29 protein-coding genes and 4 pseudogenes are annotated in these 26,732 nt (G+C 53.8%); 21 read left to right on the top strand and 12 right to left on the bottom strand.

From position 1 onward, the window contains the following. Positions 1 to 101: 101 nt before the first annotated feature. Entirely contained in the window at positions 102 to 1,025 is a 924-nt protein-coding gene (gene hemH, locus KTH_RS14540; protein WP_111325943.1) for a ferrochelatase, read from the top strand. Then, complete coding sequence (gene hemG / locus KTH_RS14535) at positions 1,022 to 2,452, top strand: protoporphyrinogen oxidase (RefSeq protein WP_111325942.1); 1,431 nt, start codon at positions 1,022 to 1,024, stop codon at positions 2,450 to 2,452. The genes hemH and hemG overlap by 4 nt, the downstream gene beginning before the upstream one ends. A gap of 32 nt (positions 2,453 to 2,484) precedes the next feature. Here the strand turns inward: hemG and KTH_RS14530 are convergent, their stop codons facing one another. From KTH_RS14530 to KTH_RS14520, 3 genes are all read right to left on the bottom strand, one after another. Next, positions 2,485 to 3,183, bottom strand: a complete 699-nt coding sequence (locus KTH_RS14530) for a hypothetical protein (protein ID WP_111325941.1) — start codon at positions 3,181 to 3,183, stop codon at positions 2,485 to 2,487. An 81-nt stretch (positions 3,184 to 3,264) separates the two neighbouring features. After that, positions 3,265 to 3,771, bottom strand: a complete 507-nt coding sequence (locus tag KTH_RS14525) for a DinB family protein (protein ID WP_111325940.1) — start codon at positions 3,769 to 3,771, stop codon at positions 3,265 to 3,267. A 58-nt stretch (positions 3,772 to 3,829) separates the two neighbouring features. Beyond that, on the bottom strand, positions 3,830 to 5,254 hold the full coding sequence (locus KTH_RS14520) for a glycosyltransferase family protein (protein WP_111325939.1): 1,425 nt from the start codon (positions 5,252 to 5,254) through the stop codon (positions 3,830 to 3,832). Between the two features lie 643 nt (positions 5,255 to 5,897). Here KTH_RS14520 and KTH_RS14515 point away from each other — a divergent pair. The 9 genes and pseudogenes from KTH_RS14515 (at position 5,898) to KTH_RS14475 (ending at position 10,339) form a co-directional block, all read left to right on the top strand. Continuing rightward, positions 5,898 to 6,188, top strand: coding sequence for a DUF8691 family protein (locus KTH_RS14515; RefSeq protein WP_307722233.1), 291 nt, complete (start codon positions 5,898 to 5,900; stop codon positions 6,186 to 6,188). A 286-nt stretch (positions 6,189 to 6,474) separates the two neighbouring features. Next, positions 6,475 to 6,720, top strand: coding sequence for a hypothetical protein (locus KTH_RS14510; protein WP_146505441.1), 246 nt, complete (start codon positions 6,475 to 6,477; stop codon positions 6,718 to 6,720). A 285-nt stretch (positions 6,721 to 7,005) separates the two neighbouring features. Then, positions 7,006 to 7,212, top strand: a complete 207-nt coding sequence (locus KTH_RS14505) for a hypothetical protein (RefSeq protein ID WP_137686070.1) — start codon at positions 7,006 to 7,008, stop codon at positions 7,210 to 7,212. Beyond that, on the top strand, positions 7,209 to 7,652 hold the full coding sequence (locus tag KTH_RS14500) for a cytochrome P450 family protein (protein ID WP_111325936.1): 444 nt from the start codon (positions 7,209 to 7,211) through the stop codon (positions 7,650 to 7,652). Before KTH_RS14505 ends, KTH_RS14500 begins: the two co-directional genes overlap by 4 nt. Before the next feature lie 488 nt (positions 7,653 to 8,140). Then, positions 8,141 to 8,290, top strand: a pseudogene (locus tag KTH_RS14495) (carboxymuconolactone decarboxylase family protein); the annotation flags it as partial. A gap of 132 nt (positions 8,291 to 8,422) precedes the next feature. Continuing rightward, entirely contained in the window at positions 8,423 to 8,899 is a 477-nt protein-coding gene (locus KTH_RS14490) for a hypothetical protein (protein WP_497623323.1), read from the top strand. A 447-nt stretch (positions 8,900 to 9,346) separates the two neighbouring features. Then, positions 9,347 to 9,901, top strand: a complete 555-nt coding sequence (locus KTH_RS14485) for a pentapeptide repeat-containing protein (protein WP_497619613.1) — start codon at positions 9,347 to 9,349, stop codon at positions 9,899 to 9,901. Then, positions 9,846 to 10,001 (top strand): annotated as a pseudogene (locus tag KTH_RS14480) (pentapeptide repeat-containing protein); the annotation flags it as partial. The gene KTH_RS14485 and the pseudogene KTH_RS14480, both read left to right, overlap by 56 nt. 83 nt (positions 10,002 to 10,084) lie before the next feature. Beyond that, positions 10,085 to 10,339 (top strand): pentapeptide repeat-containing protein, encoded by a 255-nt coding sequence (locus tag KTH_RS14475; RefSeq protein ID WP_497623243.1) that lies wholly within the window; start codon positions 10,085 to 10,087, stop codon positions 10,337 to 10,339. 258 nt (positions 10,340 to 10,597) lie between these two features. Here the strand turns inward: KTH_RS14475 and KTH_RS14470 are convergent. Continuing rightward, positions 10,598 to 10,729 (bottom strand): annotated as a pseudogene (locus KTH_RS14470) (TetR family transcriptional regulator); the annotation flags it as partial. 13 nt (positions 10,730 to 10,742) lie between these two features. Between KTH_RS14470 and KTH_RS14465 the strand changes: the two are divergent. Further along, positions 10,743 to 10,970 carry a hypothetical protein gene (locus KTH_RS14465; RefSeq protein ID WP_497619611.1) on the top strand — a complete coding sequence of 76 codons (228 nt, stop codon included), beginning with the start codon at positions 10,743 to 10,745 and terminating at the stop codon, positions 10,968 to 10,970. Between the two features lie 40 nt (positions 10,971 to 11,010). On the opposite strand, the pseudogene KTH_RS14460 reads toward KTH_RS14465, so the two are convergent. The 5 genes and pseudogenes from KTH_RS14460 to KTH_RS14440 form a co-directional block, all read right to left on the bottom strand. Then, positions 11,011 to 11,226: pseudogene (locus tag KTH_RS14460) on the bottom strand (FAD-dependent monooxygenase); the annotation flags it as partial. A gap of 77 nt (positions 11,227 to 11,303) precedes the next feature. Next, positions 11,304 to 11,459 carry an FAD-dependent monooxygenase gene (locus tag KTH_RS14455; RefSeq protein WP_497619609.1) on the bottom strand — a complete coding sequence of 52 codons (156 nt, stop codon included), beginning with the start codon at positions 11,457 to 11,459 and terminating at the stop codon, positions 11,304 to 11,306. After that, positions 11,456 to 11,794 carry an FAD-dependent monooxygenase gene (locus tag KTH_RS14450; protein WP_497619607.1) on the bottom strand — a complete coding sequence of 113 codons (339 nt, stop codon included), beginning with the start codon at positions 11,792 to 11,794 and terminating at the stop codon, positions 11,456 to 11,458. Before KTH_RS14450 ends, KTH_RS14455 begins: the two co-directional genes overlap by 4 nt. Positions 11,795 to 11,856: 62 nt before the next feature. After that, the gene (locus KTH_RS14445; protein WP_497619605.1) at positions 11,857 to 13,458 is read right to left on the bottom strand and encodes an FAD-dependent monooxygenase; all 1,602 of its coding nucleotides are present in this window, start codon (positions 13,456 to 13,458) and stop codon (positions 11,857 to 11,859) included. Between the two features lie 139 nt (positions 13,459 to 13,597). Then, positions 13,598 to 15,460, bottom strand: coding sequence for a LuxR C-terminal-related transcriptional regulator (locus KTH_RS14440; protein WP_497619603.1), 1,863 nt, complete (start codon positions 15,458 to 15,460; stop codon positions 13,598 to 13,600). A 225-nt stretch (positions 15,461 to 15,685) separates the two neighbouring features. Between KTH_RS14440 and KTH_RS14435 the strand changes: the two genes are divergently transcribed. The 7 genes from KTH_RS14435 to KTH_RS14405 all read left to right on the top strand — a co-directional run bounded on the left by KTH_RS14435 (position 15,686) and on the right by KTH_RS14405 (position 19,643). Beyond that, positions 15,686 to 15,988 carry an ATP-binding cassette domain-containing protein gene (locus KTH_RS14435; protein ID WP_497619601.1) on the top strand — a complete coding sequence of 101 codons (303 nt, stop codon included), beginning with the start codon at positions 15,686 to 15,688 and terminating at the stop codon, positions 15,986 to 15,988. Between the two features lie 738 nt (positions 15,989 to 16,726). After that, on the top strand, positions 16,727 to 17,113 hold the full coding sequence (locus tag KTH_RS14430; RefSeq protein ID WP_111325925.1) for a MerR family transcriptional regulator: 387 nt from the start codon (positions 16,727 to 16,729) through the stop codon (positions 17,111 to 17,113). Between the two features lie 75 nt (positions 17,114 to 17,188). Then, positions 17,189 to 18,022, top strand: coding sequence for an NAD(P)-dependent oxidoreductase (locus KTH_RS14425; protein ID WP_137686069.1), 834 nt, complete (start codon positions 17,189 to 17,191; stop codon positions 18,020 to 18,022). A 294-nt stretch (positions 18,023 to 18,316) separates the two neighbouring features. Then, positions 18,317 to 18,670 (top strand): hypothetical protein, encoded by a 354-nt coding sequence (locus KTH_RS14420; protein ID WP_137686068.1) that lies wholly within the window; start codon positions 18,317 to 18,319, stop codon positions 18,668 to 18,670. A gap of 294 nt (positions 18,671 to 18,964) precedes the next feature. Beyond that, on the top strand, positions 18,965 to 19,267 hold the full coding sequence (locus KTH_RS14415) for a hypothetical protein (RefSeq protein WP_111326964.1): 303 nt from the start codon (positions 18,965 to 18,967) through the stop codon (positions 19,265 to 19,267). Between the two features lie 12 nt (positions 19,268 to 19,279). Beyond that, positions 19,280 to 19,423 carry a hypothetical protein gene (locus KTH_RS14410; protein WP_497618324.1) on the top strand — a complete coding sequence of 48 codons (144 nt, stop codon included), beginning with the start codon at positions 19,280 to 19,282 and terminating at the stop codon, positions 19,421 to 19,423. A gap of 88 nt (positions 19,424 to 19,511) precedes the next feature. After that, positions 19,512 to 19,643, top strand: a complete 132-nt coding sequence (locus KTH_RS14405) for a hypothetical protein (protein ID WP_497618326.1) — start codon at positions 19,512 to 19,514, stop codon at positions 19,641 to 19,643. Between the two features lie 171 nt (positions 19,644 to 19,814). Here KTH_RS14405 and KTH_RS14400 read toward each other — a convergent pair whose 3' ends face one another. After that, positions 19,815 to 20,186: a hypothetical protein gene (locus KTH_RS14400; RefSeq protein ID WP_137686066.1), complete on the bottom strand. Its 372-nt coding sequence runs from the start codon at positions 20,184 to 20,186 to the stop codon at positions 19,815 to 19,817. Between the two features lie 1,621 nt (positions 20,187 to 21,807). Further along, on the bottom strand, positions 21,808 to 22,734 hold the full coding sequence (locus KTH_RS14395) for an SDR family oxidoreductase (RefSeq protein WP_497618329.1): 927 nt from the start codon (positions 22,732 to 22,734) through the stop codon (positions 21,808 to 21,810). A gap of 316 nt (positions 22,735 to 23,050) precedes the next feature. On the opposite strand from KTH_RS14395, the gene KTH_RS14390 reads away from it, so the two are divergent. Further along, entirely contained in the window at positions 23,051 to 23,893 is an 843-nt protein-coding gene (locus KTH_RS14390) for a helix-turn-helix transcriptional regulator (RefSeq protein WP_497618330.1), read from the top strand. 364 nt (positions 23,894 to 24,257) lie between these two features. Here KTH_RS14390 and KTH_RS14385 read toward each other — a convergent pair whose 3' ends face one another. Then, positions 24,258 to 25,793 (bottom strand): DDE-type integrase/transposase/recombinase, encoded by a 1,536-nt coding sequence (locus KTH_RS14385; protein ID WP_497618331.1) that lies wholly within the window; start codon positions 25,791 to 25,793, stop codon positions 24,258 to 24,260. 391 nt (positions 25,794 to 26,184) lie between these two features. Between KTH_RS14385 and KTH_RS14380 the strand changes: the two genes are divergently transcribed. Continuing rightward, entirely contained in the window at positions 26,185 to 26,703 is a 519-nt protein-coding gene (locus KTH_RS14380; RefSeq protein WP_497618332.1) for a hypothetical protein, read from the top strand. The last annotated feature ends 29 nt before the right edge of the window (positions 26,704 to 26,732 follow it).

The raw sequence follows: 26,732 nt of genomic DNA, 5'->3' as shown, positions 1-26,732 counted from the left end.
CGGCCTTTTTCTTTGTGCTCCGGGTCAGGGTGGTTTGCTCAATTCGCTCAGGTTCGTTAGAATTGAAGTAAGGAAGTATCCGAATTGAGAGAGTCGAGTCTATGAAACAGAGAAAACAAATAGGTGTGCTTGTGATGGCCTATGGCACGGCAAGCAGCCCGGAACATATTGAAGCGTATTATACCCATATTCGGCATGGTCGGCCCCCAACCCCTGAATTGCTGGCTGATCTCCAGCGCCGCTATGCCGCGATTGGAGGAATCTCCCCCCTTTTTGAACGGACACAGGCGCAGGTTGCTGGCTTGAGCGCCGCTTTAGAGCGTCTGGCACCGGGGCGCTATCGCGTTGCCCTCGGAATGAAGCACGCGCCCCCCTTTCTTGAAGATGGGGTCGCTGAGCTGGCCGCAAGTGGCGTGCAGCAGGTGATCGGGCTGGTGCTTGCGCCTCACTATTCTGCTTTGAGTATCGGAGAATATGAGGAGCGAGTCAGGGCGGCGGCGCCATTCGAGTTCACGATGATTCATCAGTGGCATCTGGCCCCGGGCTATGTGCGCTTCCTGGCCGATGAGGTGCTGAGCCAACGGGCACAGCTTGCGAGCGAGGCCGGGATTGAGCCGGAAGCGGTGGAGATCTTCTTTACTGCGCACAGTCTCCCGGCGCGGGTCAGGGCGATGGGTGATCCCTATGAGCAGCAATTGAGAGAGACGGCTGAGGCGGTGGCGCAGGTTGCCGGGCTGAAGCGCTGGTCGCTGGCGTGGCAGAGCGCGGGCAGGACCTCAGAAGCATGGCTTGGGCCTGACTTGCTGCAACGGCTGGATGAGTTGAAAGGCGTACGGGGCGTGCTGGTGTGTCCGGCTGGCTTTGTCTCAGACCATCTGGAAGTGTTGTATGATCTGGATATTGAGGCGAAGGCCTACGCCGAAGAGCGCGGCATGCTTCTGAGGCGAACCCGGATGCCGAACGACGATCCCGCGTTTCTGGAGATGCTGGCCGAGGTTGTGCATGAGCAGGGAGGCACGCTATGACGATGCGCGTGGCGGTGATCGGGGGTGGTATGGCGGGCCTGAGCGCTGCCTATACGCTGTTGCAGGTAAAAGGAGACGTGCCGCTGCACGTGACGTTGTTTGAAGCGGACGAGCGGGCAGGTGGCAAGGTGAAGACAACGCCGTTTGCGGGTGTGCCGGTTGATGAGGGGCCTGACGCCTTTATTACAAGGCAACCGTGGGCAATGGAGCTCAGCCGTAAGCTCGGTCTGGCTGATGAGTTTGTTGTCCCTGATACCGGAAAAACGCATCTGTGGACCCGTGGGCGGCTCCGCTCGCTGCCGACCGGTCTGGTGCAGGGTGTGCCTACCGATGCTGTTGCTGTGGCGAAAAGCGGTATTCTCTCGCTACCAGGGCTGCTGAGGGCGGGGCTGGATCTGGTGTTGCCTGCGCAGGCGTTGCCGGATGATCCAACGGTAGCGGAGGTGATCGGCTCGCGGTTCGGGCGGGAGATGGTTGAGCGTCTGGTTGAACCGCTGGTCGGAGGTATCTTTGCGGGGAGGGCCAGTCACCTCAGTCTGGCAATGACCGCGCCACAACTGGCACAGGCGGCCAGGCAGCAGCGGAGTCTGCTCTATAGCCTGCTGCAATTGAGAAAGCAGGCTCAGCCCGCGACCGCGAGCGGGCCCGCTTTTCTGTCATTTCGGCAGGGGCTCGGCTATTTGCCTGAGCGGTTGTTTGACGCGATGAAGGGCGAGCTGGATGTGAGGCTGAACACAAGGGTGCAGGCTGTCACGCGGCTTGAGAACGGGAACTACCGCGTTTCCTGCGTTGATGGATCTGAAGTGATCGTTGATGGCGTGATTGTGGCGGTTCCGGCCTGGGTTGCAAAAGAGGTCGTGCGAGCGTTGACGCCTGCGGTTGCGGCTGAACTGGCTCAGATTGCCTATGCTTCAGTGATTGTGGCAACGCTTGGCTACCGGCCAGAGGCGGTCCCGGGGCCGTTGCAGGGCAATGGCTTTCTGGTGCCGCGGGTAGATAAGCGGTTGATGACGGCCTGCACCTGGATGTCGAGCAAATGGGAGCATCTGAGGAGAGCGACCGATCTGGTGATTGTGCGCTGTTCGGTTGGTCGCTATCTGGATGAGCGAGGATGGCACATCTCGGATAAGGCGCTTGTGGCGCGGCTTCAGCGGGAGCTTGAGGCGTCGATGGGCGTGAGAGAGTGGCCGGTTGAGGTGCGGGTGTCACGCTGGGAACGGGCCTTTCCGCAGTATGATGCGGGGCATCGTGCGAGAGTGGTGCGGATAGAGCGGCTGCTCAATGAGACCCCGGGTGTGTTGCTGGCTGGCGCTGCCTATCATGGGGCCGGAGTGCCTGCCTGCGTGCGAGATGGAGAACAGGCTGCTCTGAAGCTGTGGCAACACCTGAGTTCAAAACAAGGCGCTGAGACTGCGCCCAGTCGATGATGCATCTGTGGCATGAGAGATGCTACATTCTCTCATGCTGCAATGAAATAGAGAAGGATCTGACTCAAGAAGTAGAGGCAGATGCAGGTCAGCATGGCGATGTGGAAGGCGAGGCGCGGTGCGGCAGAGAGCCGTTTTGCGAGCAAGTAGGGCGTGATGAAAAGAGACGCTAGCAGCATAGGAAGTGAAAACGCGTAGCACAGCAGGAAGAGCTGCTGAACGAGCAAGGGCATATGCAGCATAGAGGCAAGCCATGAGAGGGCCAGGGCTGCCAGATTGGTCATCAGCGGAGGGAGTGACAGGGAACGCAGGCGTGTGAAGAGGTAGAGTACGCTCACGATTGAGCTGCCAGCGATGACGATCAGCGTGAAGATGATCGCGATGTTCAGGTAGAGCGGGTATGCGCCCTGCGGGAAAAGCATGGCGGACAGAAAAGAGAGATCCCTTACCGGCAGCTTGCTTTCCACAAGGGCCAGGGGAAGCGGGATTGCCAGTGCTCCCAGAAGCGACATCATCACAAAGCGCTCTTGTGGGCGCGGCTCCAGCCGGGAGCGCCGAGCCAGAAAGGCCGTGGAGATGCCGGTCAGGGTGATGAGCGCAAGCAGGAGAGGCAGCCGAATCCCGAGCGGTGCTGTTGTCACAGGAAAGAATAGACGTCCGAGAAAGAGAAGCAGCACGGGAAGCCAGATCGGATTAGAGGGCGCGGGAAATGCCGAGCGCATCGAATACATAGATTTTCTTTCTCAAAGAGATACATTGGATAGAGCGAAGCCTGAGAGGAAGGCGGAGGCCATCCCCTTCAGGTACATTGCTCATTGAACATCCATAGTGTCGAAATTGAGGCCGTCCATTCCGTAGATACCGAGCGTATACGAGAGTTCTCCGCCGTGGTGGATATCGTGCTCAAGCAGGTGCCAGAGCACCCACTGACGGGTATAGGTCACGTGCTCGCCGTCTTCTTCATCTTCAAAGGTCTCATCCAGATCAGCGATTGTCCAGCGTCCCAGAGCATCCCAGATCGTGTGCCAGGTCGTTTCCAGCCCTGTTGTCAGGTCGGTGATGTCTCGCTCGGGGGCATCGGGACGGTCCCAGTTTCCTAGCTCGACAAATGCTTCTCCACCCTCATGAAAGATGAAGTGGAACCAGCGAGCGCGGACTGCAATGATATGGGCCAGGAGTTCGCCGACAGAGCGCAGGTTTGTGGCGGGCCGCAGGTGGAGCTGATCATCCGAAAGGGACTTGAGCAGCCGAAGCATGCGGCGCTGTTGCAGATCCCATCCTCTGTAGATGGATTGTAGGTTGTGCGTATTTGTCTGCATGATGGATGTTCCTTATATGTTTTCTCCAGTGTACCACTTTCTTCGTCTTCTGAACAGGTTATTGCGAAACAGCGGCTATCCGTCGCTTTCTGCGGAGATACTGCGCGAGGAAGAGCAACAGCGCGGCTGGCGTTCCCCAGGTGACCACATAGATAAGCTGGTCAAAGACGATGTGAACCCGCATATAGTCGGTTTCAAAGTAGCCTCCTGCTGTCGTAATCACCAGCGCATACAAGACAATGACGCTGATAAAACTCATCCCTTGAACCAGATGGTGTGAACGTGTGCGTTTCCAGCAGAGCAGAAGCAGCCAGAACGCAGCATAGAAGAGAAAGAGATAGTTCTGGTGGTAGATTTCTTTGTGGATAGCGGTCAAAGAGAGAAGTATATGGTGCAGCGTCGGGTGAGCCGGGTCGCTTGGTGGTACGTAGAAATAGGTCAATGAAATGGGCACATAGGGAATGGTATAGCCGATAAATTTCAGCGGATGGCGGTAGATAATCGAGCGGGCATATTCACCGGCTAAATGGTTGTTATTCGCCCGCAGCTCCGGAAGGGTGGAGCCGAGGAGTTGATAGGGACTGCGGCCACGATGCTCTACTTCTATATATTGAATAATGCGGTCCGTAATGTATTGATATTCGGGTGGGGCTTCCCGATACATGCGATATTGCATCACCTTGCCCAGATAGTTCATGTTCTCGATCCACGATAGGCCCATATAGCCATGAACAAAGTAGTTTGTGAGAATGTAGCCCCCCACAAGGGCATAAAACACCAGCAGCGAGATAATCATACGGGGAATAATGCGCCGAAAGATTGAAGTACGCCATGTTTTGAACAGAAGCAGGGCATTGAGCACGATTGGCAGGAGAATCCATTCTGGGCGTGTAAAGATGAGCAGGATCATGAACCCGAGCATAGCCCAGAAAAGGAACCAGCGCGGTTTCTGGATGTTCTGGAAGAAGAGCACACAGCAGAGGATGAGGGTTGTGAGCAGCCAGAGCGAGGGCCCTTCGGTCATGATTTGTTTGCTGTAGAGCAGGAGAACCGGGTTGGCCGCGACGAAGAGCGAGACCAGGGCAGCCAGCCAGGAGCGCCGCAGCAGGAGGGCGAGCAGGATATAGACTTCCAGCGCGGCAAGCACAAATAAGGCACCCTGGACGATGCTGACTGCCATCAAGTTCCCCTGTCCAGCTACAGCGAAGATCAGGAGAATGAAGAGCGGGTAGACCGGGAGACGCATCGCATGAATGGATTGGAAGCTCAGGCCATAGATCTGTATTTGCCTGGCCGCTTCCAGATAGCCCGGGGTGTCGGCATTGAGGGGCGGATAAGGATAGGTAATATAGACGACAACGGTTAATAGAGTTGCGATCAGGAGGATCGCCAGGGCAAAAAGGCTATAATGCGTCGATTGTAGATCTTTCTGAAGCCATAGTTTGAAAGAAGCGAAGCCTTTATTATGCAGTAAGCTCATCATAGGATATTCTTTCTTCCCTATCCGGGAGGGTATTTATTGATCTGTTTATATCTGTCAATGATAGCAGATGTGTTTATTGAGAACAAGTAAATAGGTAAAAAAGATTGTTTTCTTATGAAAAGGGTGACTGGCTAAATATATACAAGAACATTTCCCATGCTTGCTTTGGCTTCATGATGGACGTATTTGATGATATTTCGCCTGTTTGAGGGTAATATGTGTGAGTGAGGCTCGAAAGGTGGGAGAACGCATATGGTGATGTGGGGATATGAGAGCGGGTGACTGATGCTGCTTGCTGGAGCGACTCGGGCTAGCGTGTGCTGGTTGACGCGTTCCTCTGTTCTGGGTGGCTGCCGCTGAGACCGCGGGTCTTCTGTTGTATACACTCAGAACGTCTGACACTCTTCTTCCCTTATATAAGGTTCAAGAAACGGGCGATGTTGAGTCATTCGTTGCCGGCAGGTTCATTGTGAGCACATACCCGGGCTTATCAATGTTGGCTTCTGTTATGCTCACCCGCATTGGGATGTTGGGGTGCTGGGGAGATATCAGTTGGGTAGCCATAAGAAGCCGGTGCCACAGCCAGCAAGGCAACTCACCCCGGGCGTCTTATACTCCAGACAGGTTCAAAGAAAGGAGGAAGATGCTGAATATCCATTGTCGGATTGGCATCAAGGGACATCTGGATTCATCCTGGCAAGAATGGTTTGAAGACCTTCAGCTTCTCCCACAAGCCTCAGGCAAAACGTTGCTCTGCGGATCCTTGCCCGATCAAGCGGCGCTCTATCGGGTGTTGCATAAAATGAATAGCCTGGGTTTGATCTTGCTCTCGCTTGAGACCGATGATGCTATTTCTCCGCAAGTGAGTGAAGATGAGTGTAAACCGAGAATAGGTTCATTTTGTAGGAGTGTAAATGACACACATGAAATATAGCTTGTGCCTGGATTCGTTGAGGCTGGTCAGGCCGTTTCGACGATGAGTCGCACTCAGGAGAGCGATGAGCGCCTGAGACGGGGTCCCGAAATAGCCTCTGCACAATAATTTGCTCAGGAGGAGTCAGCAAGGAAAAGGTCCTGCTCTCTTTCATCTCTTTGAGAGGCTGACCGTATGGTATGAGAGATCCCTGTCTGGAGTTTTGGAAAAGGGTGATTCAGTTCAGCGAACGTGGTGCAAGTCAGCGCCTCCCATCAGATGAGAGGCCTGCGTACTGCCAGGAGTCGTGGCCTGTATGCTGATTGCGGCCATCGCCAGCAGTGGCTTTCGTGTCCTGTTCTTCATTGCGGTGACCATACCGGGGCATCTGATGGGGCTGTTGATGTACAGCTCCTTGGGGCTCTATCCTGGGGCCCTGGCCGGGGCGCTGGCGAACCAGTTCGGGCCTGCGATCCTCTTTCCCCTCTCCGGACTGGTGCTGGCTGTGGTGATGCTGTTCGGGCTGACGCAAAAAGTGTTGCGAGAGCTCTAACACAGAAAGCTACGAGGGAATGGCATGGGCGAAAATCCGGTCACGGCGCACGTGACGTCTGGCGTAGTGGTGAGCCTCGTGTGTTCAGGGAACAAGCTCGCTTTCTTGCAGCTTGCCGCTCCCGTACCGGTCTGATTTTCGCCCCCCAGAGCGTGCAAAGAGATACGCGCGACGACAGTGCTCCGCGACTCGTGGCACTGTTCCATATGTGAGAGCCGGATCTGCTCACGTGCGCGGGATTGACCGTCAAGCGAGTCGAAGATGAGACGAAGAGAAAGAAGAAAGATGATGCAAACGAAATCGAATAGAGAAGAACTTATCGCCATGTATGACTGGTATCGTCAGATGCGTGAGACGCAGGCTGTCTCTCAGGATCCAGCTTCAGGCATGTGGAACATTTTTCGCTATGAGGATGTAGAACGTGTGCTCAGTGATCACGCGACGTTTTCTTCCGAGCAGAATCGCTTCGTGCCGCCGAGTACCGCGATGTGAGCCCGATCAGTTCGAGTATTGTGCGTATGGACCCGCCGCGCCATCACCAGTTGCGCCGACTCGTGTCGCAGGCCTTCACTCCGCGCCGGGTGGCTCAGATGGATGCGCGCATCACGGAGATCACTAACAGCTTGCTCGACCAGGTGCAGGCAGCGGGCGAGATGGATGTGATCCGAGATCTGGCCTATCCTCTGCCGATCACGGTCATTGCGGAGATGTTAGGGGTTCCCACTGAGCGGCGGGCGGAATTCAAGCAGTGGTCCGGCACCTTTGTCGCGGGCGATGCGGACGCGACAGAAGAAGATATGCAGGCAGGCATTCAGGCACAAAATAACATGATCGCCTACTTTACCCGGCTCTTTGAGGAGCGGCGGGCTCATCCGCAGGATGACATGGTGAGCGCGCTGTTGCAGATCCCATCCTCTGTAGATAGATTGTAGGTTGTGCGTATTTGTCTGCATGATGGATGTTCCTTATATGTTTTCTCCAGTGTACCACTTTCTTCGTCTTCTGAACAGGTTATCTATGATGATAGATCTGCGAATTAAAATACCTCGAAGCAGATTGTCTACCTGGATGATTCTCACGTGATGCTTTGCAGTACCATGTCTCTTTGTTTTTCAGATATACTTCTTCTGATATTGAAATAACGTATCAGGAACATCATTTTCTCATATCATGCCCTATCTACGAAGCTTATCTCTTCTCTTTTCTTTCTCAGGTTTTTCATATCAAGGAAGTATAAGTATTGACAGAATTTAATTCTCTGTTCTATAATGCATAGTAATACACTACAGAATTGTAATTTATTAGCAGCTTATAATGGCTAGATATAGATAATGATGTAATATGCGGTTCGTAGAAACGAGTCTTCCTTTGCGAGGATGAAATATGTTTCTCTTTCTCTTTGCTAGAAAAGAGGTAATCAATGTCCATCAAACTGAAAACCCTTGAAGACAGGCGTACTTCTGCTCTTATCATGCTGACAGCAAAAGCTGCTGAGGGATGTCACTCCTGCCTTGAAGGATACAAACGGGTCGCTCAAAATGCAGGTGCAACAGAGCAAGAAATTCGCTTTGCTCTCGCAGCAGGAATGCGTGCCAGGGAAAATGTAGCCCAAGCTCAGCAAGCAGATAAAACACAGCAGAGAGATGCCACGGCCATTCTACTACGGGGGAAGGAAAAAGAACAATTTCTTCAGCGCGCGACAATGCATACAGGTGTTCTCCTTCTCGATCGATATTTTCAATCTCATGGCTATATCCCCGTTCCAGAAGCTCAAGAAGTTGCCTATTATGTCATGGGTGATAAAATATGTACTGGCGCGTACATCCCCTATCAACTCAAGGGGGATGAGGATCGCTTTGCGTGGATTGGTTACAATGTCAGCCAAAAGGGAGAAGACCTGGTGAGTGTCATGGCGGACCTGTCTGTCTTGAAGGCTCTCCCTGATCCAACGTGTGTTGCTGCTCCAGAACAGTGTATCCAGGCAAGCTATATTGTTGAAGAAGGGCAGGTTATTGCTGGTCATGCATGTGATACCAACTGCTTCTGGAATAATCTCTGGCCTACCTGTGGTGGCTGCCTGGTTGGATGTCTGATGAGTGGGCCGGGTTGGATTCCATGCACAGTAACCTGTTGTGGCGGCAATGCAACAGTCTGGTGCTTCTGGTGTGGTTGTTGCTAATTGGCACATCTGCTGTCTGTTTTCTTTCCAAGAGAGGAGACACCCATCAAGAAGCGGATTGAGATGTGAGGCGAGGGTATTTCCTCTCCATGAGCTCGTTTCCTTTCCTTCATGATCACAACAACGTTTGCACCTTCAGGAGAGAAGGAAGAGAGGGGGGAGAGGTCAAGAGGCTCTCATTGTATGAGAGCGAGCCATGTGGGAAGAAAATGGACGAGAGAGGAGATCTACCTTGGCCTCAAGACAGAAGAAACCGGGGACTGGGAGAACGCTTCTCCTCGGGATCATATGTGCGTTTGTGCTCGGCGTCTTGCTCTATGTTGGGAATGCCTTTCTCCCGATGATCAACATGACCCGTCTTCCTGAACCAGGAATTCTCATTGTATCGTTCGTGATGGGAGGGCTCTTTGCGTTGGTGCTGCGGCTGCTGCAGAGGAGCAGCCGACAGTGAAAGAAGCTTCTGGTGTGTGTACAGGGGCGGGACCGTCTCTATGGCTCATCTCCTTGCTTTCCTCTGTCAGGGAAGGCGGTTCTGAACACCTTTCGCTTCACTGTTCCTTCTCTTCGCCCGTCTGGGCCGCACTCATTTTCGCCATTTTGTTTAATCTAAGTATCTCTGCCTGGCAAGTATATTCCCAGGAGAAGACCGGACAGCAGTGGATGACGATGCTTCAGGAGATGGTCTTCCAGACTTACCTTCTCACGCTTCTCGGTGGGAGGGCAGAGATTTCACGGATAGCACAACAGCGGCTAGGCCAGGTGTTGCAAACCTTAAATGGCGATCAGCAGGTCAGCATGGTGAAGTTTTTCAGTCACAATGGCCTGCCTGCCACGTTTATCAGCGCTGCCCTGCAAGGGAGCACAAGTTTCATCGGGGCGGATCTCCAGCAGATTGAGCTGCCTCAGATCCATTTAGCACAGGCAAATCTGAGCCGGGTAAACTTGCGTGAAGCCAACCTCAGTGGGGCTGATCTCAGCAAGACAGGGCTGTATCGGGCTTGACCTCTCTGGTGCCGATCTGTCGCGAGCGAGCCTCACAAAAGCTGATCTGAGAGGAGTCAATATCCGGGGCGCCAATCTTATAGGTGCCGATCTGAGCGAGACTCGCATGCGGATAGAAAAAGCGAGCCGTGAGCTCCAAAAGTTCAATTCGGAACTTCTCTCTATCCAGCTCTCAGAGCTGATCTGTCGCATGTGCTTCTCACCCAGGCCAGGCTGCGAGACGCCGATCTCACAGGTGCTGATCTCACCGGGGCTCAGTTGCAGGAAGTTGATCTTACCAGGGTCGAACTCTCTTATGCGAATTTGCAGGGTGCTGACCTTACCGGGGCAACGCTCACGGGGGTGATGCTTGACGAGGCTGATCTGCGTGCGGCAAAAGTGACTGAAGAGCAATTGCAAACGATTCTTTCGAAGAGGAATGTGAAGCAAGAGCCTTGAGCCTGGGCAAGCATTTATATATTCTAGTTGTCCTGTATAGAGCCTGTATGTGCGAGTATGCGTGTTATGATGCATGGGGTGACGCGCGTGTCTTAAACGCCGCCATCCCGACTGGAGAGCGCTTGCCACGTAGTCAATAGTTATGCTACTTGCTCCTGTTGTGACACAAAGAGCGTTCACTGAGGTACATTGGCTCTTTGTGTCGGAAGCCTGTTGGTCAACACATTGGAGAGTCCTTCCTGTGCTGCGAATGCTCGATCACCTGCACCGTCGCTTCCATTTCATGAAGGAGAGCAACTGTTCTTTGTAATCCTGGAAGTGCTGAAAGTGGTGATAGAAAGACCCCTTGCTCACTCCTAATTGGTTCGTCAACGCCTCAAGGGTCAGGGCAAGAGCCCCAACGGTGTTTGTTGAGAGCCGCTATCAGGGACGGCAAGGTATGAAGCAGCAGACTACTCAACGCTTCCCACTCCTGTTCTCTCTCCTCTGGCGGCACTCCTTTTCATATGTCGGTCTCGTCGACGCGCTACAAACTGCCTTTCTGCGTATGCCTCAGCAAGCGAGAGAGGACAGATTCCAGAGCCTGACGGCGGTCTACTTCGTTCCCCTTTCACCTCAAGGGCGCGTGTAGGTTCACCGAGGCATTGGTGGATCACTGCTCGGCAGTGTTCTGGAGAAAAGTTCTCCGGACGCTCTCCCTGTTCCGGGTCATAGCGGAGATGGAAAACCCAGCGATTGGTATTATTGATGGCAAGGAACATGCCCTCGATCTTGTCCCTCCTGATCAGACAGATGCTGAACTCACGATCCTGGACGAGGTCGGAGAGATCTGCTTCAAAGAGGATGTTGAGAAAATGGCCCAGTGTGCCATGTCCGTTGGTCGGAATGTTGAGTGCGGAACGTATTGGACTCTTTGCTCCATCAGCAGCGAGTCCGCTGAGATGACCTGCTGGACACCAGTACTTCAGTCTTGTATGGTTGCTATGATGCCGTCACGCTCCTGGGTGAACGAGAGTAGTTGTGTGTTGAAACGCACATTGCCCCCGCGTTCACGAGCTGCTGCCAGCAAGATCGGTTCAAGGGCATCCTGGGTACACTGGCTCCCTGTGACCGGGCTCAAATGAGCAAAGGTCCCTTTGCCTTCGAGTCGAGCATATAAAGCCTGCCGCGCCTGAGAGCTATGATGTGCAAGGGGGGCAACAAGCGTTTCTCCACGGAGATCCCCCCACTTTTGACCAGGGCCGTTTCGTTGGCATAGATCACCTTCTCCAGACCGATTTCACGATAGAGTTCCATCGATCTTGTGTTGAGGCCACGCGCGCGAGGATGAGAAGACGGACGTGGATGGCGCTCGACAAGTAAGGAAGGAATATGGTGATGTGAAAGGAAGAGCGAAGCTGATAAGCCCACTGTTCCCCCACCAACAATGAGCACTGGAATAGGTTTCATCTCCATAGGAATAATCTCCTTTTTCTTCCAGAAGGTACATACAGATTTCCTCTCTGGGAGGAGGTGATTTAGCGGCACAGTAAGCGAGAGAAGACAGAATCCAGTATCTGCAAAGGATCATCGCATTTTTCTGTGGCTCGCCAGGCGATGTATCCATCTGGTCGTACAATGACTGCACCTGTTGGAGTGATACCATAGGTTGTGTACCACTGCTGTTGCTCCGCCATAAGGTCTGCGTTGTCTGTGCCTATCCGATAGGTGGCGAGCGCAAGGCCCTGACGTGATGCGACCTCCTGGGCAGCCGATAACCAGGCACTTCCCTCTTCTCCAGTCAGAAGCACAAACCGACCATCAAAAAGATCAAGCGTCGAAAGGCGGCGTCCTTGCTGTCTGAGCCACAGATGAGGAGCACGTGTGCCAGGGTAACCGCTGAGATCGAATGTTCCCTGAACAGGAGCATGTGCTTCTGGCTCTGCAAGCACCGCAGAAGAAACATAACGGTGATTTAAGGTCTGTACAACTTCATCCGGAAGCACCTGCTGTTCTTCTTCTGGGGCATCAAGCAGCTCTTCAGGATGTTCTGGCCTGGGTGGGCGTGTTGCTGCTTCGGCTTTGATCCGTGCTGCAAGCCGGCGTTCTACCTCGTATGTAGCAAGGAGGGCCGGGCCAGCCTTCCCTTGAAGCACAAAGGCAAGTTTCCAGGCCAGATTCTGGGCATCCTGTATGCCGCTATTCAGGCCCGATGGCACCTGATGAGCAGCATCACCAGCGAGCAACACGCGGCCCTGCTGGAAAGAGGTTGCGATACCTGTCGCGTCCTGAGTAAGCATAATATGCTGGATCTCGACTTCTAGTTCGGCCAGGCCTACCGCCTGACGTATCAGCTCGCGACAGCGTTGAGCAGGAAACTCCTCCAGTGATACTTCTTTTTCAGGCGTAGATTGGATATTCAGTTGCCAGAGATCTGTATTGTTGATGGGCGCAAGAATGCCCGCCATGTTGGAATTGTGAATAAAACAGAAGAGGAAGAGGCGCTCGCGTACCAGTGCACTGAGATCGGCCCGAAAGGAGATGATGATTCGAGGCTCGGGGGCGCTGTAACTCTCCCAGGGGAGAGTGAGCTGCTGACGGACAGGGCTATGAATGCCATCTGCCGCGATCAGGTACGTTGCATGAATGCTTTGCTGTTCTCCTGTTGTCTTGTCGAGCACTTGAGCACTAACACCGGACTCATTCTGTGTGAAAGAAAGGAGTTCTGTGTTAAAGCGAATGTCGCTTTCTCGTTGCCGCACTTCCCGGGCAAGAACGTGCTCAAAGATTGCCTGACTCCCGAGTAGCCAGGATGATGGGCTTATCTGTTCAAAGGTACCTTCTGGTTGAGTCATCCAGGCAATGGAGTTGCGCTGTTGTTCCTTGCCTGCAAGCGTTTCGACAACCAGAAGCAGCGTATTCTGGCTCAGTGTACCAACCTGTGTACGAAGCTTTTTCTCCAATCCCAAAGGACGGAATATCTCCATTGTGCGAAAGTCGATACCCCGTGCTTTGATGAAGATCGAGGTGCTCGGGTGGCGTTCCACCACCAGTGAGCGTACGCCGTGGTGAGCTAAAAAAAGAGCTGTGGCGAGCCCTGTTGGTCCAGCTCCAACAATCAAAACCGGTACAGATTGCATACCTTTTTCCTTTCTGACAAACAATGCGATTGGGAGAGCAATTCAACAAGCACTCAGTGGCACCCGCAGGTTTCTTCTGCTGAGGGGCGATGAAGGCCTGTCCGCTCTTGTCACAGTATAGTAGGGGAAGAGGGAACGGTCATGCTCCTTCAGGAGCATTATCGGGAGTATTTTGGGGAGGTGAAAGCAGGGAGAGTTCATGGGCGCGAAGAACCGCCTGGAGGCGATTGGTCACACCTAACTTTGCCAGAATGTGCTTGACATGACGTTTGGCGGTGTTGAGGGTAATGATCAGTTCTGTTGCAATCTGTTGATTGGAGTATCCCCGGGCCAGCAAGCGCAACACCTCCAGTTCGCGTGCACTGAGAGGGTCAGGGAGCCGTTGAGGGGATGATGCGGTTCTCTCTGATATGCAGGCGTTTTTTAAGGTCTGGAGATAGTGGGGCGAGATCGGACTGTTTGCAGGAAGCAGAGCCAGCAATTGCCTCATCGGTTCCCGTTCGTCGGCAAAGAGTCGGACATATCCCTCTCGTTCTGCCAGCACCAGGGACTGGCCAAGAACAGAGAGTGCCTGGTGTTTTTCTCCCTGGGCCTGTAATGTGAGTGCCTGGAGAGTCAGGATCTCTATGCGCCACCCTGTAAATCCTTTGTGTTCAGCGAAGGCCAGCAGACGCGTTAATAGATGAGATGCCTGCTTTAGCTCTGTTTGGTGTCCCTCTGCAATCAAGGCACGGGCCAGTGTCATATATGCAAAGTATGGTTCCTGGCGAAGAGGCTCTTGAAGCTCATCATCGAAGTGTAACCCACACATTCGCATCCAGGAACGTACCTCTGCTCTTCGGCCTGTCAGAAGACACAGACGAGCGTGCCATGCGGCAAGAAAGGTATTCATTGGTTCAATGATGTGAGTGTTTGCCTGGAGATGCTCTAGCAGTTCCAGTGCTTTATCAATATCGCCCCGTGCGCGCTCAAGCTGAATGCCTGCAAAGCTGGCGAGATCATCCAGACCCAGAAGCTGGCTTTCTTTTATTGCCTGCTTGAGAAGGGTTTCTGCTTCCTCCAGCCTGTTCCATTCGAGCAACAACGATGCATAGCTGAGAGAAACCCAGGCGAGCAAAAGAGGTGACTGGCGCGGTGGCCTTCCTGCAATGTACAGTACATGCTCAAAGAAACGACCAGCCTGTTGCAATTGGCCTTGTGCCTCATAGAGATTGGCCAGAGCATCCATCGCAAAGAGATTTAAGAGATGATATTCGGTCTGCGCACCCGGGATACTTGCCTGTACAAGAGCCTGCTCTGCAACAACCAGTTGTCCTTGTTCCTGGAAGGCGGTCCCTTGTGCGAGGGTTAGCGCGAGGTGGGCAACGCTTTGAAGCGGACGGGGGAGCGTGTGCAACGCTTCTTGTGCGAGCTCAACGGCGCGCCGAGAATCGTGTTGTCGAAGTGCGAAGACAACCAGAAATAAGGTTAATTCACTACGCAGTTCTGCCTTCTGACTCTCTTGCGGGAGTTCTCGCAAGGACTGCTCAAGCAAGGAGACAACTTCTTCTACTCTTTGCGGGTCGCCATCGGGCAACAGGGCCCAGAGATAGGCGAGGCCAAGTTGAGGGTGTCTGGCAATTAGCTCAATGGATGAGGCCGGAGCCGGCAACGGAGACTGTGATTTCGATGGGATAGGCGCTCTTTCCCTGGTTTTGGAAGTGAGTTTCTGTGCTGCCATCTGCAATTGTGGTAGTGAAAGCTTCTCCGACCCGCCCAGATAGCAGCGATAAAGCCGACCTGCATAATGGCGATAGGCATACCAGTACCAGCCCCCCCGTCCATGTGTGGCTCGGGCTTTGTGAGCAGAAAAGGATCCCTCCTTGCTTTGAAAGGAAAAGGATGTGACCTGTTCTAGCCAGGTATACCAGGCGTCAGAGCCGACAGCTACTGTTCTTTTTTGTCCAGCTTGCCAATAGATCAGAAATCCATCAGAGACAACACTATTTGTGGAGGAACGCATATCCCTTGATCTTCTCACTTACAACTAGCAAAGAGGAGTCCCCTTGTGTGTTCCAGAACAGGAAGGGGGAAGCGCCACTGTTCCAGAACAGAGTATAGCAACTGAGATACTGAAACGTCAATCAGATGATAGGCCCGGGATAGTTGCTTATGGCGAGCAAGGCTCTACTTCCCTTGTGGGAGAGGTACCTGAAGGGCGTTTGTACTCTTCAATATACAACAACGAGTGAAAGCTCTGTTGGAGCAGGTTGGATTAGGCGGACGCTCAGGACACACTCCAGCACGTTTGTCGGGAGGAGAACAGCAGAGAGTGGCGATAGCTCGTGCTTTAATGCATCGACCCAAACTCTTACTGGCAGATGAACCAACAGGAAATCTGGATCCGCGTACAGGTCAGGAGGTGCTAACTATGCTGCGTGAAATCCAGCGGGAGGAACAGAATACAATGATTTTAGTGACGCATGATCCAAATATTGCAGCGTCTTCAGATCGTTGTCTTTCGATGGAACAATTGAATAAAAGGGCTTGATTTCTTGGATTGACTCTATGCGCGCGAAGCCTGGACTCTTGTGTTCCTGAACTACTACAGCAGGCGAAGGATGTGGTGATAGAGAGGTTTAAAAATGACGTTGAAAAACAACATTATGGCTCATTTTTTCAACTGAGGTAATGAGCATGTGCTTAAGAAATTGAGGGTAGCGGTACAGATTCGGGAATGTAATGACAAGGGTGACAGAATCTATGATGAGATTCCCCTGATGTTTCAGAATATCAGGGTGATTGTTGAGTGGGCATGCTTAGATAAACGGGAACGGCTTGGAGAAAATAGAAAAGGAGCTTGAAGAGATGGTGAAGCACAATGGAGAGGGTCAGCCTGTCCAGAATCGGGAACAGGCAAGGGCCTATCAACGTGAGGTGAGCAACGTCGTACCCAGAAGAAACTGCATGCGTTGCAAGCTCTCCATGAGACAAGGAGTGGAGAAAGGAACGTGCTTTGAACGCTGAAGCGGGGAGGGCAAAGGGGGAAGCATGAGCAGGAACTGAGCTTCTGTTTCTCTCCTCCTATGGCTTTAGGGAAGGCAAAAAGAACCGCGCCAAAGCGTTGATGTATCAAGACTATCGCTATCATCTTCGTATGTAGATTGTGTTGAGCAGCGGTATCTGGATTTCAGACGTGTGAACCCCGGGGAGAAAGGTCCTTGACAAATCCTCGCTCACGGTCTATCATATCAACATGACGTTAACGTAACATGTGAGTGGGTGAGCGATGAACGATCGGATGCGCATAGGTGATGTGACGGAACGAGCAGGGGTCACTGCGCGCACCGTCCGCTATTACGAGAGTATTGGGCTGCTCCCTCCTGGTGAGCGTGAAGGCCGTGGCCAGCACTATTACACCGAGGAGACGCTGTATCGTCTGCGTAAAATTGATCAGTTAAAGAAGCTTGGACTCAGCCTGGATGAAATACGTGACGTGATTGATCTCTATTTCACTGATCCAGGTGGAATACAACCAAAACAGAAAGTCCTTGCCATCCTGCGCCAGCATCTGGCCGAGGCAGACCGGAAGATTGGAGCGTTACAACAATTTCGTGCTGACTTACAGGCCACTATTGAACGCTTCGAGCGCTGGCTTGAGGAAAGAGAACCGTAACGAGGCTTTTTTTTATCCAAAACATGACGTTAACGTCACATTTTAAGTGCAAATCATTCAGGAGTATTGAGAAAGATGAATGAAACGATTGGATGTATTGGACTCGGCAATCTAGGGTTGCCACTGGCAAGGAATCTCCTCAAAGCCGGGTATGCGCTGCGGGTGTATAACCGCACGGCGAGCAAAGCGGAACCTCTGGTTGCTCAGGGTGCACAACAGGTGAGTCGACCCGTTGACGCGGTGACAAGCGGAGGAATTGTTGTGACCATTTTGTGGGGTGATGCGTCAGTGGAAAGCATCGTCACGAGTGAGGGCTTTTTAGAGCAATTGGGACCAGGTGGTATCCATCTTGCGATGAGCACGATATCGCCTGAAATGACAAAGAAGCTGGCGGCGATGCATGCGCAACATGGCAGTGTCTATGTTGAGGCTCCCATCTTTGGAGGATCTGAGGCCGCTGTCGCCCAACGGCTCTGGATTCCGTTTGCGGGTCCGCAAAGAGCCAAAGAACGCGTCCGACCACTCCTGAAGGCGATGGGGGGGCAGGGTATTGTTGATTTTGGCGAAGAGGTTGGTGCGGCAACGCTTGTCAAACTTGTGGGCAACTTCCTGATTGTTTCCGCAGGACAATCTTTGCGAGAAGCGCTCTCGGTGGCTGAGAACAATGGAGTCGATCCGAAAGCAGTACTTGATATGCTGACGACGGCCCCCACGCTATTCCCCTCTCCTATCTATCAGGGGCATGGGAAGAGAATTGTCGAGGATACCCAGGCTGCGCCTTTCAGGCAGAGTAAGATTCCGCTGAAGGACGTGACTCTCTTCACGAAGACTGCACAACAGGTAGAGTTGTCTACACCCATTGCACACCTTTTGTCTGATCTCTTGAGAAGCGATGAGGCAAGAGCGTAGACGCTTCCTTCAGCCCATCCCTTAATCTTCTCAACATGTTGACGGGAAAGAGGGATGAGTGCTTGCCTTCTTAAGGGACCTTTTCCGGGAGAGAGAAATGAGCGTTAGCCGACAGTAATAGGAGGTGTAGATCTGCTCCTCCAGTTGCCTGACCGAGCGTATGTCGTTGAGTCCTATCACGGCCCGCTTGCCATGGCTCCACCTGGGTGCAATGGGATTGAGGCAGGGACTTTGGATGGGCAGAAACAACGGCAGAATGCGCACAGGAGTGCCTGAGGGTTTGACCTGCCGGTTGTGTTGGCGAATCCAGGTGCGCACGAGCTTACTGGAATCTCAGGAGCACTCTCCCAGATCAGCGGCCAGGCGCGTTGGCCCGGGGAGGATGGCAAGGATGAGGGCACAAAGTGGAAGCAGTGGACGTTTCTTCAGCAGCAGTATGTGTGGGGCGTCTTGAGAGGAGGCAGAGGGAGCGGGAAGATCATCGAGGGGGGGAAGGGGAACGGGAAAGAGGAGGGAGGGTTGCGGTTTCACAAAAGCGGGAAGTGGGAGGGATGGCAGGAGACAAGAGAGGGAAAGCGGGAAAAGGGAGGGAACGAGCCGGGAAAGAGGGGGGAGGGTTGCGGTTTCGCAAAAGCGGAACGTGGGTGAGATTGTTGGTGCAGTAAAAGCAGAGAAGGAAAAGGCGGGAGCGAGCCAGCAGAGGGAGGAGAGAGGGAGTGACCCAAGCAGGCACGCCGTCGCGGTTGTGTCTGGGAGGTGGAGCCGGTGGAGGATGAGGGGTGTGGTGGTTTGGAGCGTGTCCCCCACCACTCGTCTTTGCGGCGTCGTTGAGTTCGCGAGCGCATTGGTGTTGTGGTGCTGGGCTCCATGCTCAGACACGGCTTCCCTCCCGCAGGTTCCTCCGAAGCGGAAAGCGGGGTCCGTCTGCCCGGCCTGTTGAGGATGCCAAAAATCGGAACAAAGCCGGAGCAGGTACCTGTCCCGGGAATGGAGCAGCAGGTCCGGGTTTGGTGGAAAGAGGGGGGGGTGTTGCATCTTGTGGGGGAGCGTGCGATAGGGCATATGTTTCCGTTGCGAGAGAGGGATCAGGATGCTGTGGAAGCATATCTTTCATCCTCTGGGGAGCAGGTTGGTGCCAACGCAGATGACGAGGAGGAGACGTCATCGCAGGTTGCGGTCGTGCGTGACGGGGGGCTCTCTTCATCCGCTTGCGCGGAAAGTTTGCTTCCGCGTGGCATGAGATGAGAGGGTGCTGGCATGCGCTTTCAAGAGGAGGTGATGGACAAAAAGCGCTTTCAGAAGCTGGTGGCTGGAAGCGGGATCATCGGAGGAGGGTGGGACGGAACCGGGAGAGAGGGGGGAGGGTTGCGGTTTCGCAAAAGCGGAACGTGGGTGAGATAGTTGGTGCAGTAAAAGCAGAGGAGGAAAAGGCGGGAGCGAGCCAGCAGAGGGAGGAGAGAGGGAGTGACCCAAGCAGGGACACATAGGAGTGGAACAGCTTTTTGTGCTGATTGCTGAAGTGTTGAAGAAGGGATTGGTGAAGCTTGTTGGACGAGCGTCCTTGCAGAGTAAGAAGAGAAGCAGTGTGCATCGCGAATCGGGTAGAGGCAGCCTCTGGTAATGTGCAGAGAGCTGCTCGTTTTATTACCAGGCAGGAATGGGTGTCTCTTTGAGAAGAGACGCGAAGAGTCTGCTGGATCGGAGAAGTGGAATGGAAAGAAAGGCTTGTGGGATGATGTTGCCTCTTTAGCGCCGCTGGTTGGAGCTAAAGAGGAGCAACATGGTTTAACCTCTATGGCCAAGGCCAAATTTTTCTGGTGTGGCGGCGACTCTTTCTCCTTCGAACAGAGAAGTAATAGCCGAAGACGCTACCAAGAATGATGCTAGAGATCGTTGTTGACTGGAGGAGAATCGGTTCACGCGTGAGCATAAAGACAGAGAGAAGCAAGATGGCGATGGCAAGAGCCCCCCCTCCTAAAAGGCAGCGCATAAACGCTTCGCTGTTAAAATTCTTTTTAGGTGTTGGGGGTACTTTTTTCGGTTTGCGCGAAGACGCGGATTTCCTCTGTTTTTTTTGAGGAGAAAGGGAACTGTTTCTCCTATCTGTAGAAGAAGAGGTATCAAACTGGTATAGAATGTCGTTATACATGTGGTGGTCATCCATATGCCACCTCCTTTGTACTAAACGAGGGGAGCAGCACTTCTAACGCAAGCTCCCCGGACAACGGGACGCTACAGATGCGGCAACATCTGTAGCTTCTTTTTTCCTCAAAGACGATTTTTCCTGTATTCGAAGAAGAGCTGAACCCTCACGGAGGTAAAAAAATTGGGCTTGCTTGCCAGGAAGTTGAGAAGAGTAAAAAAAAAGACTGGGGAGAGTTTTCCCCGCTACCTCTCCGATCAGTAACAACATGTGACGCTTGTGAAATAATAACGTATAGGAATAGCTGTGAAAATAGGATAAGTACTTTCGTAATGATTATGTACTTACTTATCTTTGAATGAGATAGTAATGCTACAGAGTTTTATTAGAAAAAGGTGCTTGCTAAGCTGACATATCCCATTATGTACTATCTCATTGCTTTCACAGTACTTCCTCCCTCAACAATACTGCCTAAAACGGAAGAAGGAAGAGATATTCAAAGCCTTTCTCCAAAAAGTCCTCTGCTTGACGTCAAGCAGAGGGGCATGAAACCTGTTTGCTATCGCAGTGTATACGCGAGATTGCAGAATAAGAGTACAGAGGTTATAACCGATAATCCTGAAGGAGTCTCTCCTTGAGATGAGGGAGAGCAGAATCTGGAAGAGAAAGGAGGTCTGGCAGAAAGAAGTTAGCGAGGCGAGACTCCTCAGACCAGTGGCCCTAGAGTCTCTTTGGGCCGCTGCACTCTTCACAGAAGAGCGGATCTAGCTTTGCGGGCTCTGTGTGAGGGTGTGGTGCATCTTCAGGCGAGCCAGGGCCGGCCAGGTCGAGCAGGATGAGCTGCGTTGTCTGTGCGTGGTCCTCAGACCGGAGAGGTGCTCAGAGGGATGCCGGGGAGGGAAAGAAAGTGCTTGGTGTACTTGTCCGATTACGTGTCTCCCTCCTGTTTCCCTTGCGTGCGGGATGCTCCTTGAGCAGGCATCGTTGTTGCAAACGGATGCCTGCTTTTGCGCGAATCGACTGCGCTGAGCATGGAAGCACGAGGTTCGCGCAGAAAAGCGCAACAGGGGGAAGGGGCTTCATCAGCCGGGAGAAAGGATCTGCTGTGTCAGGTTCGTGTGGAAAAAGAGGGGAGGCTCAGGGGAGGTTCGCGCAGAGGGGATTTGGCAGTGGCGTGCCAGGCGCTCTCAGCAGAACCAGGGTTGCAAGGGCTCAGTGAAGACGTTGAGGATTGAAACATGTCGAGATGTGCGCGGCCGCGCTGCCTCTGCCACGTGGCAAGGGCTCAGTGAGGTTGTTGAGGATTGAAACGTTTTGGGATAGGGCCATCCTTCTACGACCAATTCTGTTGCGACGGCAGGGGGTATTGAGGGTGATCGCTGTTGTGAAACGCGGCTCGAAGCGCACGAGCGTATTCGCTTCCTTGCGTCTGACCCCTCGCATCTCTGCTTTGACCTGGGTTTGGAGGGGGAGGACCCCGACCGATATGCAGGATGACCCATATGGAAAGGATCCATTGCGAGAAAAAAGTGACTGGAGAAGAGGGGGAGGAGGGAAGAGGGAGCCGGGGTTTTCCGTGGCCCGGCAGCACGGACATGGAAAAGAACAAAGAGTTTCTTGAGCAATTCCGTGTGTGAAACGGTCAACGCGATGTTGAGCATGGCTCGTTCGTGAAGTAGTAATCGCCGTCGAGATCCGCCAGGAGAGCAGGTTGTACAGGATGCCACCCCACCCATTGTTGGGTCAGTGTGCTCGAGGCTGGGTTGTCTTGTGAAAAGAAGTGCCCGAGGAAGCCGAAGTGTGCGCTGGCCTCCTCGAGAGGCAGGGAGACGACCGGAACATTGAGGCGGCGACCAATGACGCTGGCAATGGCGCGTACTGGTATCCCTTCGTCGGCAACTGCGTGCAGCACTGATCCCGCTGGGGCCTTCTCTAGCGCTAATCGGAACAGATGTGCGGCATCAAGCCGGTGCACAGCGGGCCAACGATTCGAGCCGTCGCCTGGGTACGCCGATATGCCTTTGGTACGAGCAAGGCTGATGAGGGTCGGGACAAACCCGTGGTCGCCCTCGCCATGGACCGTCGGTGCAAGTCGCACGATTGACGTGCGCACGCCGCGCTTGGCCAACGCGATTGCCGCGTTCTCCGATGCGATACGGGGTGCGGTTGACCCGGCGTCGGCCACGTCCTTCTCCGTCCCGAGCTGCCCCTGCGGGAGAAAGAAGGTGAGCATCAATGTTCCCGAGGTGATCACGAACGGCTTGTCGGAGCCCTGCAGTGCAGCTCCGATGGTCTCGACTGCCCGCAGATCTATTTGCCCGGCAGCCACGTAGTCGGAGAAGTCGTGCATATATGCGAGGTGGATGACGCCGTCGGATGCCGCGGCTCCGCTTCGTAGACTGTCCAGATCATCAAGCGCCCCTCGGTGCACATCTGCACCGATAGCGGCAAGCGACGCAGCACTTGCGTCTGAGCGAGCGAGACCGAGGACCTGGTGCCCGGCAGCTAAAAGCTCACGGACGACGGCCGAGCCGATATAACCAGTGGCGCCAGTAACGAAAACTCTCATAGGAAAATCCTCCATCAAGAAACGTAGGGGTACGGCTTGGGTTGTGTGGCCACACGCATCACGTCAAGCGATACCCTATGACTGGTCGTGTGTTCAAACGGCGCATGCGCCGGGACGAGCAGCAATGAAGCCAGGACCTATCCCGACGACACGCGTTCCTTGCGCCAATACGCCTCGATACAACATCCTTGCAGGAAACGTTGTTTTCACCATATCGGAAGTGTATACGACGAGTGATCCCAGAACAAGATGAGTGTTGATCCTAGGAGTGAGACTCCTATGGTTCCGCAAGAAGGCGGATACAAGAGAGAGAGGAATGATGGGACGAGAACAAGAGACCCAGCGCTTGCAAGAACTGGGAGATTTTCTGCGCACCAGGAGGGCTTGGTTGGCTCCCGAAGACGTGGGCATGCCGAGAGGAAGCAGACGGCGAGCCCCAGGACTCAGACGCGCAGAAGTCGCCCAATTGGCAGGCGTCAGCGTGGACTGGTATACCTGGTTGGAGCAGGGACGCCCAATGAACGTTTCGACGCAGGTCTTAGAAAGTCTCGTGCAGGCCTTACGCTTGAATGCCGATGAGCGAGCGCCCCTCTTCTTCTTAGCGCGCCAACAACCTCCTCCAGCGAGGGCCATGGAGCCTGAAACCGTGAGTCCGGCGTTACAGCTCTTCCTCGATCATCAAGGTCTCAGTCCAGCCTTTGTGACAGGACGACGATGGGATGTGGTGGCCTGGAACGAAGCTGCCCGCGTCGTCTTTGGCGATTATGAGCAGATGAGCGCCCACGAACGCACCTCTATCTGGCGAATGTTCACCTCACCAATGTATCGGCAACTGCTTGTCGATTGGGAAGGGCATGCGCGACGGCTCTTCGCCCAATGGCGTGCCACGTGTGGTCGCTATCCTGGTGATCCCTGGTTGACAGAGTTGATCCAAGATCTGATGATTGCCAGCCCTGAATTTCGGGCCTGGTGGCCCGATCATGAGGTGCTCAGTGCGTCAGAAGATCACAAAATATTCAAGCATCCACAAGGAGGCTCTCTCGTGTTTGAGCTTGTCACGTTTCAGGTGTTTGACGCCCCAGATCTCACAGTGACTGTATACATCCCGTTGGACGAAGCAGATACACCAGCCAAGATCTCCCAACTGCTCTCTTCGTGATCAAGCGTCTCAAGTGGGTTCTGAGCAACCTTCCACGGTCAGGAGGTCATTGATCAGCCATCCTGCACGGGTTGAGCACAGAACGTGCCACGAGACCCTGCTCAAAGCGCAGGTTCCCTCAATTTCCAGGTGCCGATCAGCGCGATCCGCCGACTTTCGCCACAGTCTCAGATAACGGATCAGGGATGTTCACCATTCGGGGCATTTCCCACAAAGAGTTCCATACCCTACCAGAATCCCTTTATGACACCTCAAACAACGGTGGCTGGAGAACCAGCATGCGGCTTTTGCGTTTACGGCGACGAGACCGAGGCGGATCACGGATGATCACAAACCATTCGACATCGCCAGGTTACCACAGCTCTCATTGTGCAGACAGGGACCGATGATCATAGAGACGCGGATAGCCGACACGGGGAAAATGGTGATCATCTGGTGCCCACTCCACTGAGTGCCGTGAGAGCCGCTCCTGGTTGGAGTCAAGCATGAGCCCATCTTGCAAGCTATCGACCTGGACAGTTTCTTCGGCCAGATTCCGCTCACCATAAAGCAAGAAGTTGCGAAATCGCGCATAACCCGCCTTGTTCAAGCGTCGGGTTTCGCACATGGCAGAGAATGCCTGCTCCCCCAGCTCTGGCTCTGGTTGCACTCCATTCATCCATTGGAGGACAGCAGCAGGACTATGGCAACCATCGTCGCGCTTTTCATGAGCGAAAGGTCGCTGGTAGTTGTCGTCACGCATCCATTTATCATGAGCGGCAAGGAAATCTTCCCTGGTTTGTGCGCTTTCAAACGACCAGTCCGCCATGCGTCTTTGCATACCAAACGCCGCTGCTCTGGAATTTTGATAGGGACGCCCTTGCTTGATTTCCCTTTTCTCGATGTCAAGGTGCTCACACGTCCAGCGCGTATCGTGGGAGGTGAAAATCGTTCCATTGTCCGAAACGAGCGCCTCTGGAAGCCCAAAGTGGCGTATGGCATCATACACAACCGCAAAGAAAGCCTCGTTCTCTTGCTTGCGAGAAATGGCCGAGGCGAGCATGGCCCTTGAGAAGTTCTCCAGCACGCTAATACAATACACCATTCCTCCGCCTAAACGATGCATATCAAGGTCACGAACGTCCACAGACCAGAACTGCTGTCTCCGTTTGGCTCTGAATGGCATAGCAGCCTTTGGTCGTGGTTTGCGCGGCACTTGGAGATGATACCGTTTCCTCTTCATCGAACGATATCGACCACACGTGCTCCGCGAGAGTTTGATGCCCATCTGCTCCGGGGCTGCACTGACCCGATACGCGCCAATGTTCGGGTTTTCCGACCGCTTTTTGATTGCTTGGATCGTTGAAATAGCCACTTTCCTGGGGTGCTTGCGTGCGTGTGATTTGTCAGGCATTCCTGCGAACTGTTCTGCGGCAAATCGCCTGAGAATGGCGTGGCTGGTCGTTCTACTCACATCGAGATACTCAGCGATTGATTGAGCGTTCCCCCCGTCTCCATGCGACCTGATAACGGTTCGCCGTCGCGTCTCCCCATCCTCGATTTCTGAAGAGCGAGGAGAGCGGCGTTCTGTGGTTGTGGGTTTGGATCCAGAGGCTCGTATGAGCTTCATTGTCGCAGGAGCAGGCTTGCGATTGAACATCATAAAACAGATCGTTGCAATCTCATGAGGATGAAAGGCCGGGTATTGAGCGTGGAGGTCTATGATTTCCTGTCGGATATCAGGAGGAAGCGAACGTTTCTCTCCTTTCGGAACTGGCGGCGGTGGCCCTGCTGGGAGTCGAGAAGCCATTCCCGCTTGGCCAAAGAGATTGGCGCGATAGGAGCTGGTGCGTGGCGAAACGCCTGTTTCCGCACCTCGCTCCTTTGGGGTCTGGCCCCACAGGACGACGGGTCTTATCACTTCGTAATTCCTCTACGCCGTATCTTTACGGAGTGGTCGGATCTGTTGCCAGCCATGGGTTGGTTCGTGACGCTCATACCGACGTTGAGGCATGGAAGATCCCTCTTCAGAGAGGCGAGATGGGTTGAACTCCCTCTGAAGAGGATAGTTCATGGTTTCTCTTGTCCAGACAAGGAACCTTTGTCCACATCCGAATTTTTCTCGCAATGGATCCTTTCCATATGGGTCAACCTGCATATCGGTCGGGGTCGAGCTCTTCTTGATTGGGTGGAAGGGCCTGACCCGAGAGGCAGAGGATTTCAGGGAATGGGCAGCACAAGCAGGGATCGTTTGGTCCCTGGACAACAGGTGAGCCAGGGAAAGCGTCTGCTGATGCATCCAACAAGCCGACGTGGCGTTCCGCAAGGAAGTGGTATTCACGGGAGTTGCGCCTTCTTTCAAACGACAGGAGGAACTGACACGGATGCTGGTGTTGTGTCTGCTTGCGCAGGGGTGGCATGAAGCGGGGCCTGTGGTTGCCCCTGTGGGTGTGGCTGCGGTGGAAGCGACCTGGCTCTGTTGGGCGGAGGAGGGGAGCCCAGGCGGATGTGTGGCGAACGAGGAGCAGGCGCTCTGCCAGGTGGTTTTCCGGGTGTGGGTCTCTCTCATTGCGGCAGAGGAGGGAGAGGTCAGGAAGAGGAAGGGGGAAGCGGACGCAGCAGAGAAGAGGTGTGTATGTGCTGGAGAGGATGAGCGTGACGAGAGGGAGGCGGTGCCGGTGCGTTGCGGATCACAGGAACAGGGGAATGTTCCCATGAGGTCGAAACCAGCAGACAGGAAGTGTGCGTGCGGCCAGGCGGATATGAGTGATGGTCAGGAAGAGCGGTGGGGCGTGTGCCTGTGCGGGTGTTGGGAGCTGCATGGGGAGTGAGAGGCGCTGTGCTGACGGGGCGCAGCGAA

This window comes from Thermosporothrix sp. COM3, assembly GCF_059696735.1.
Note: the sequence above shows the minus strand (reverse complement) of the source record. Positions and strands in the feature narration are given on the sequence as shown.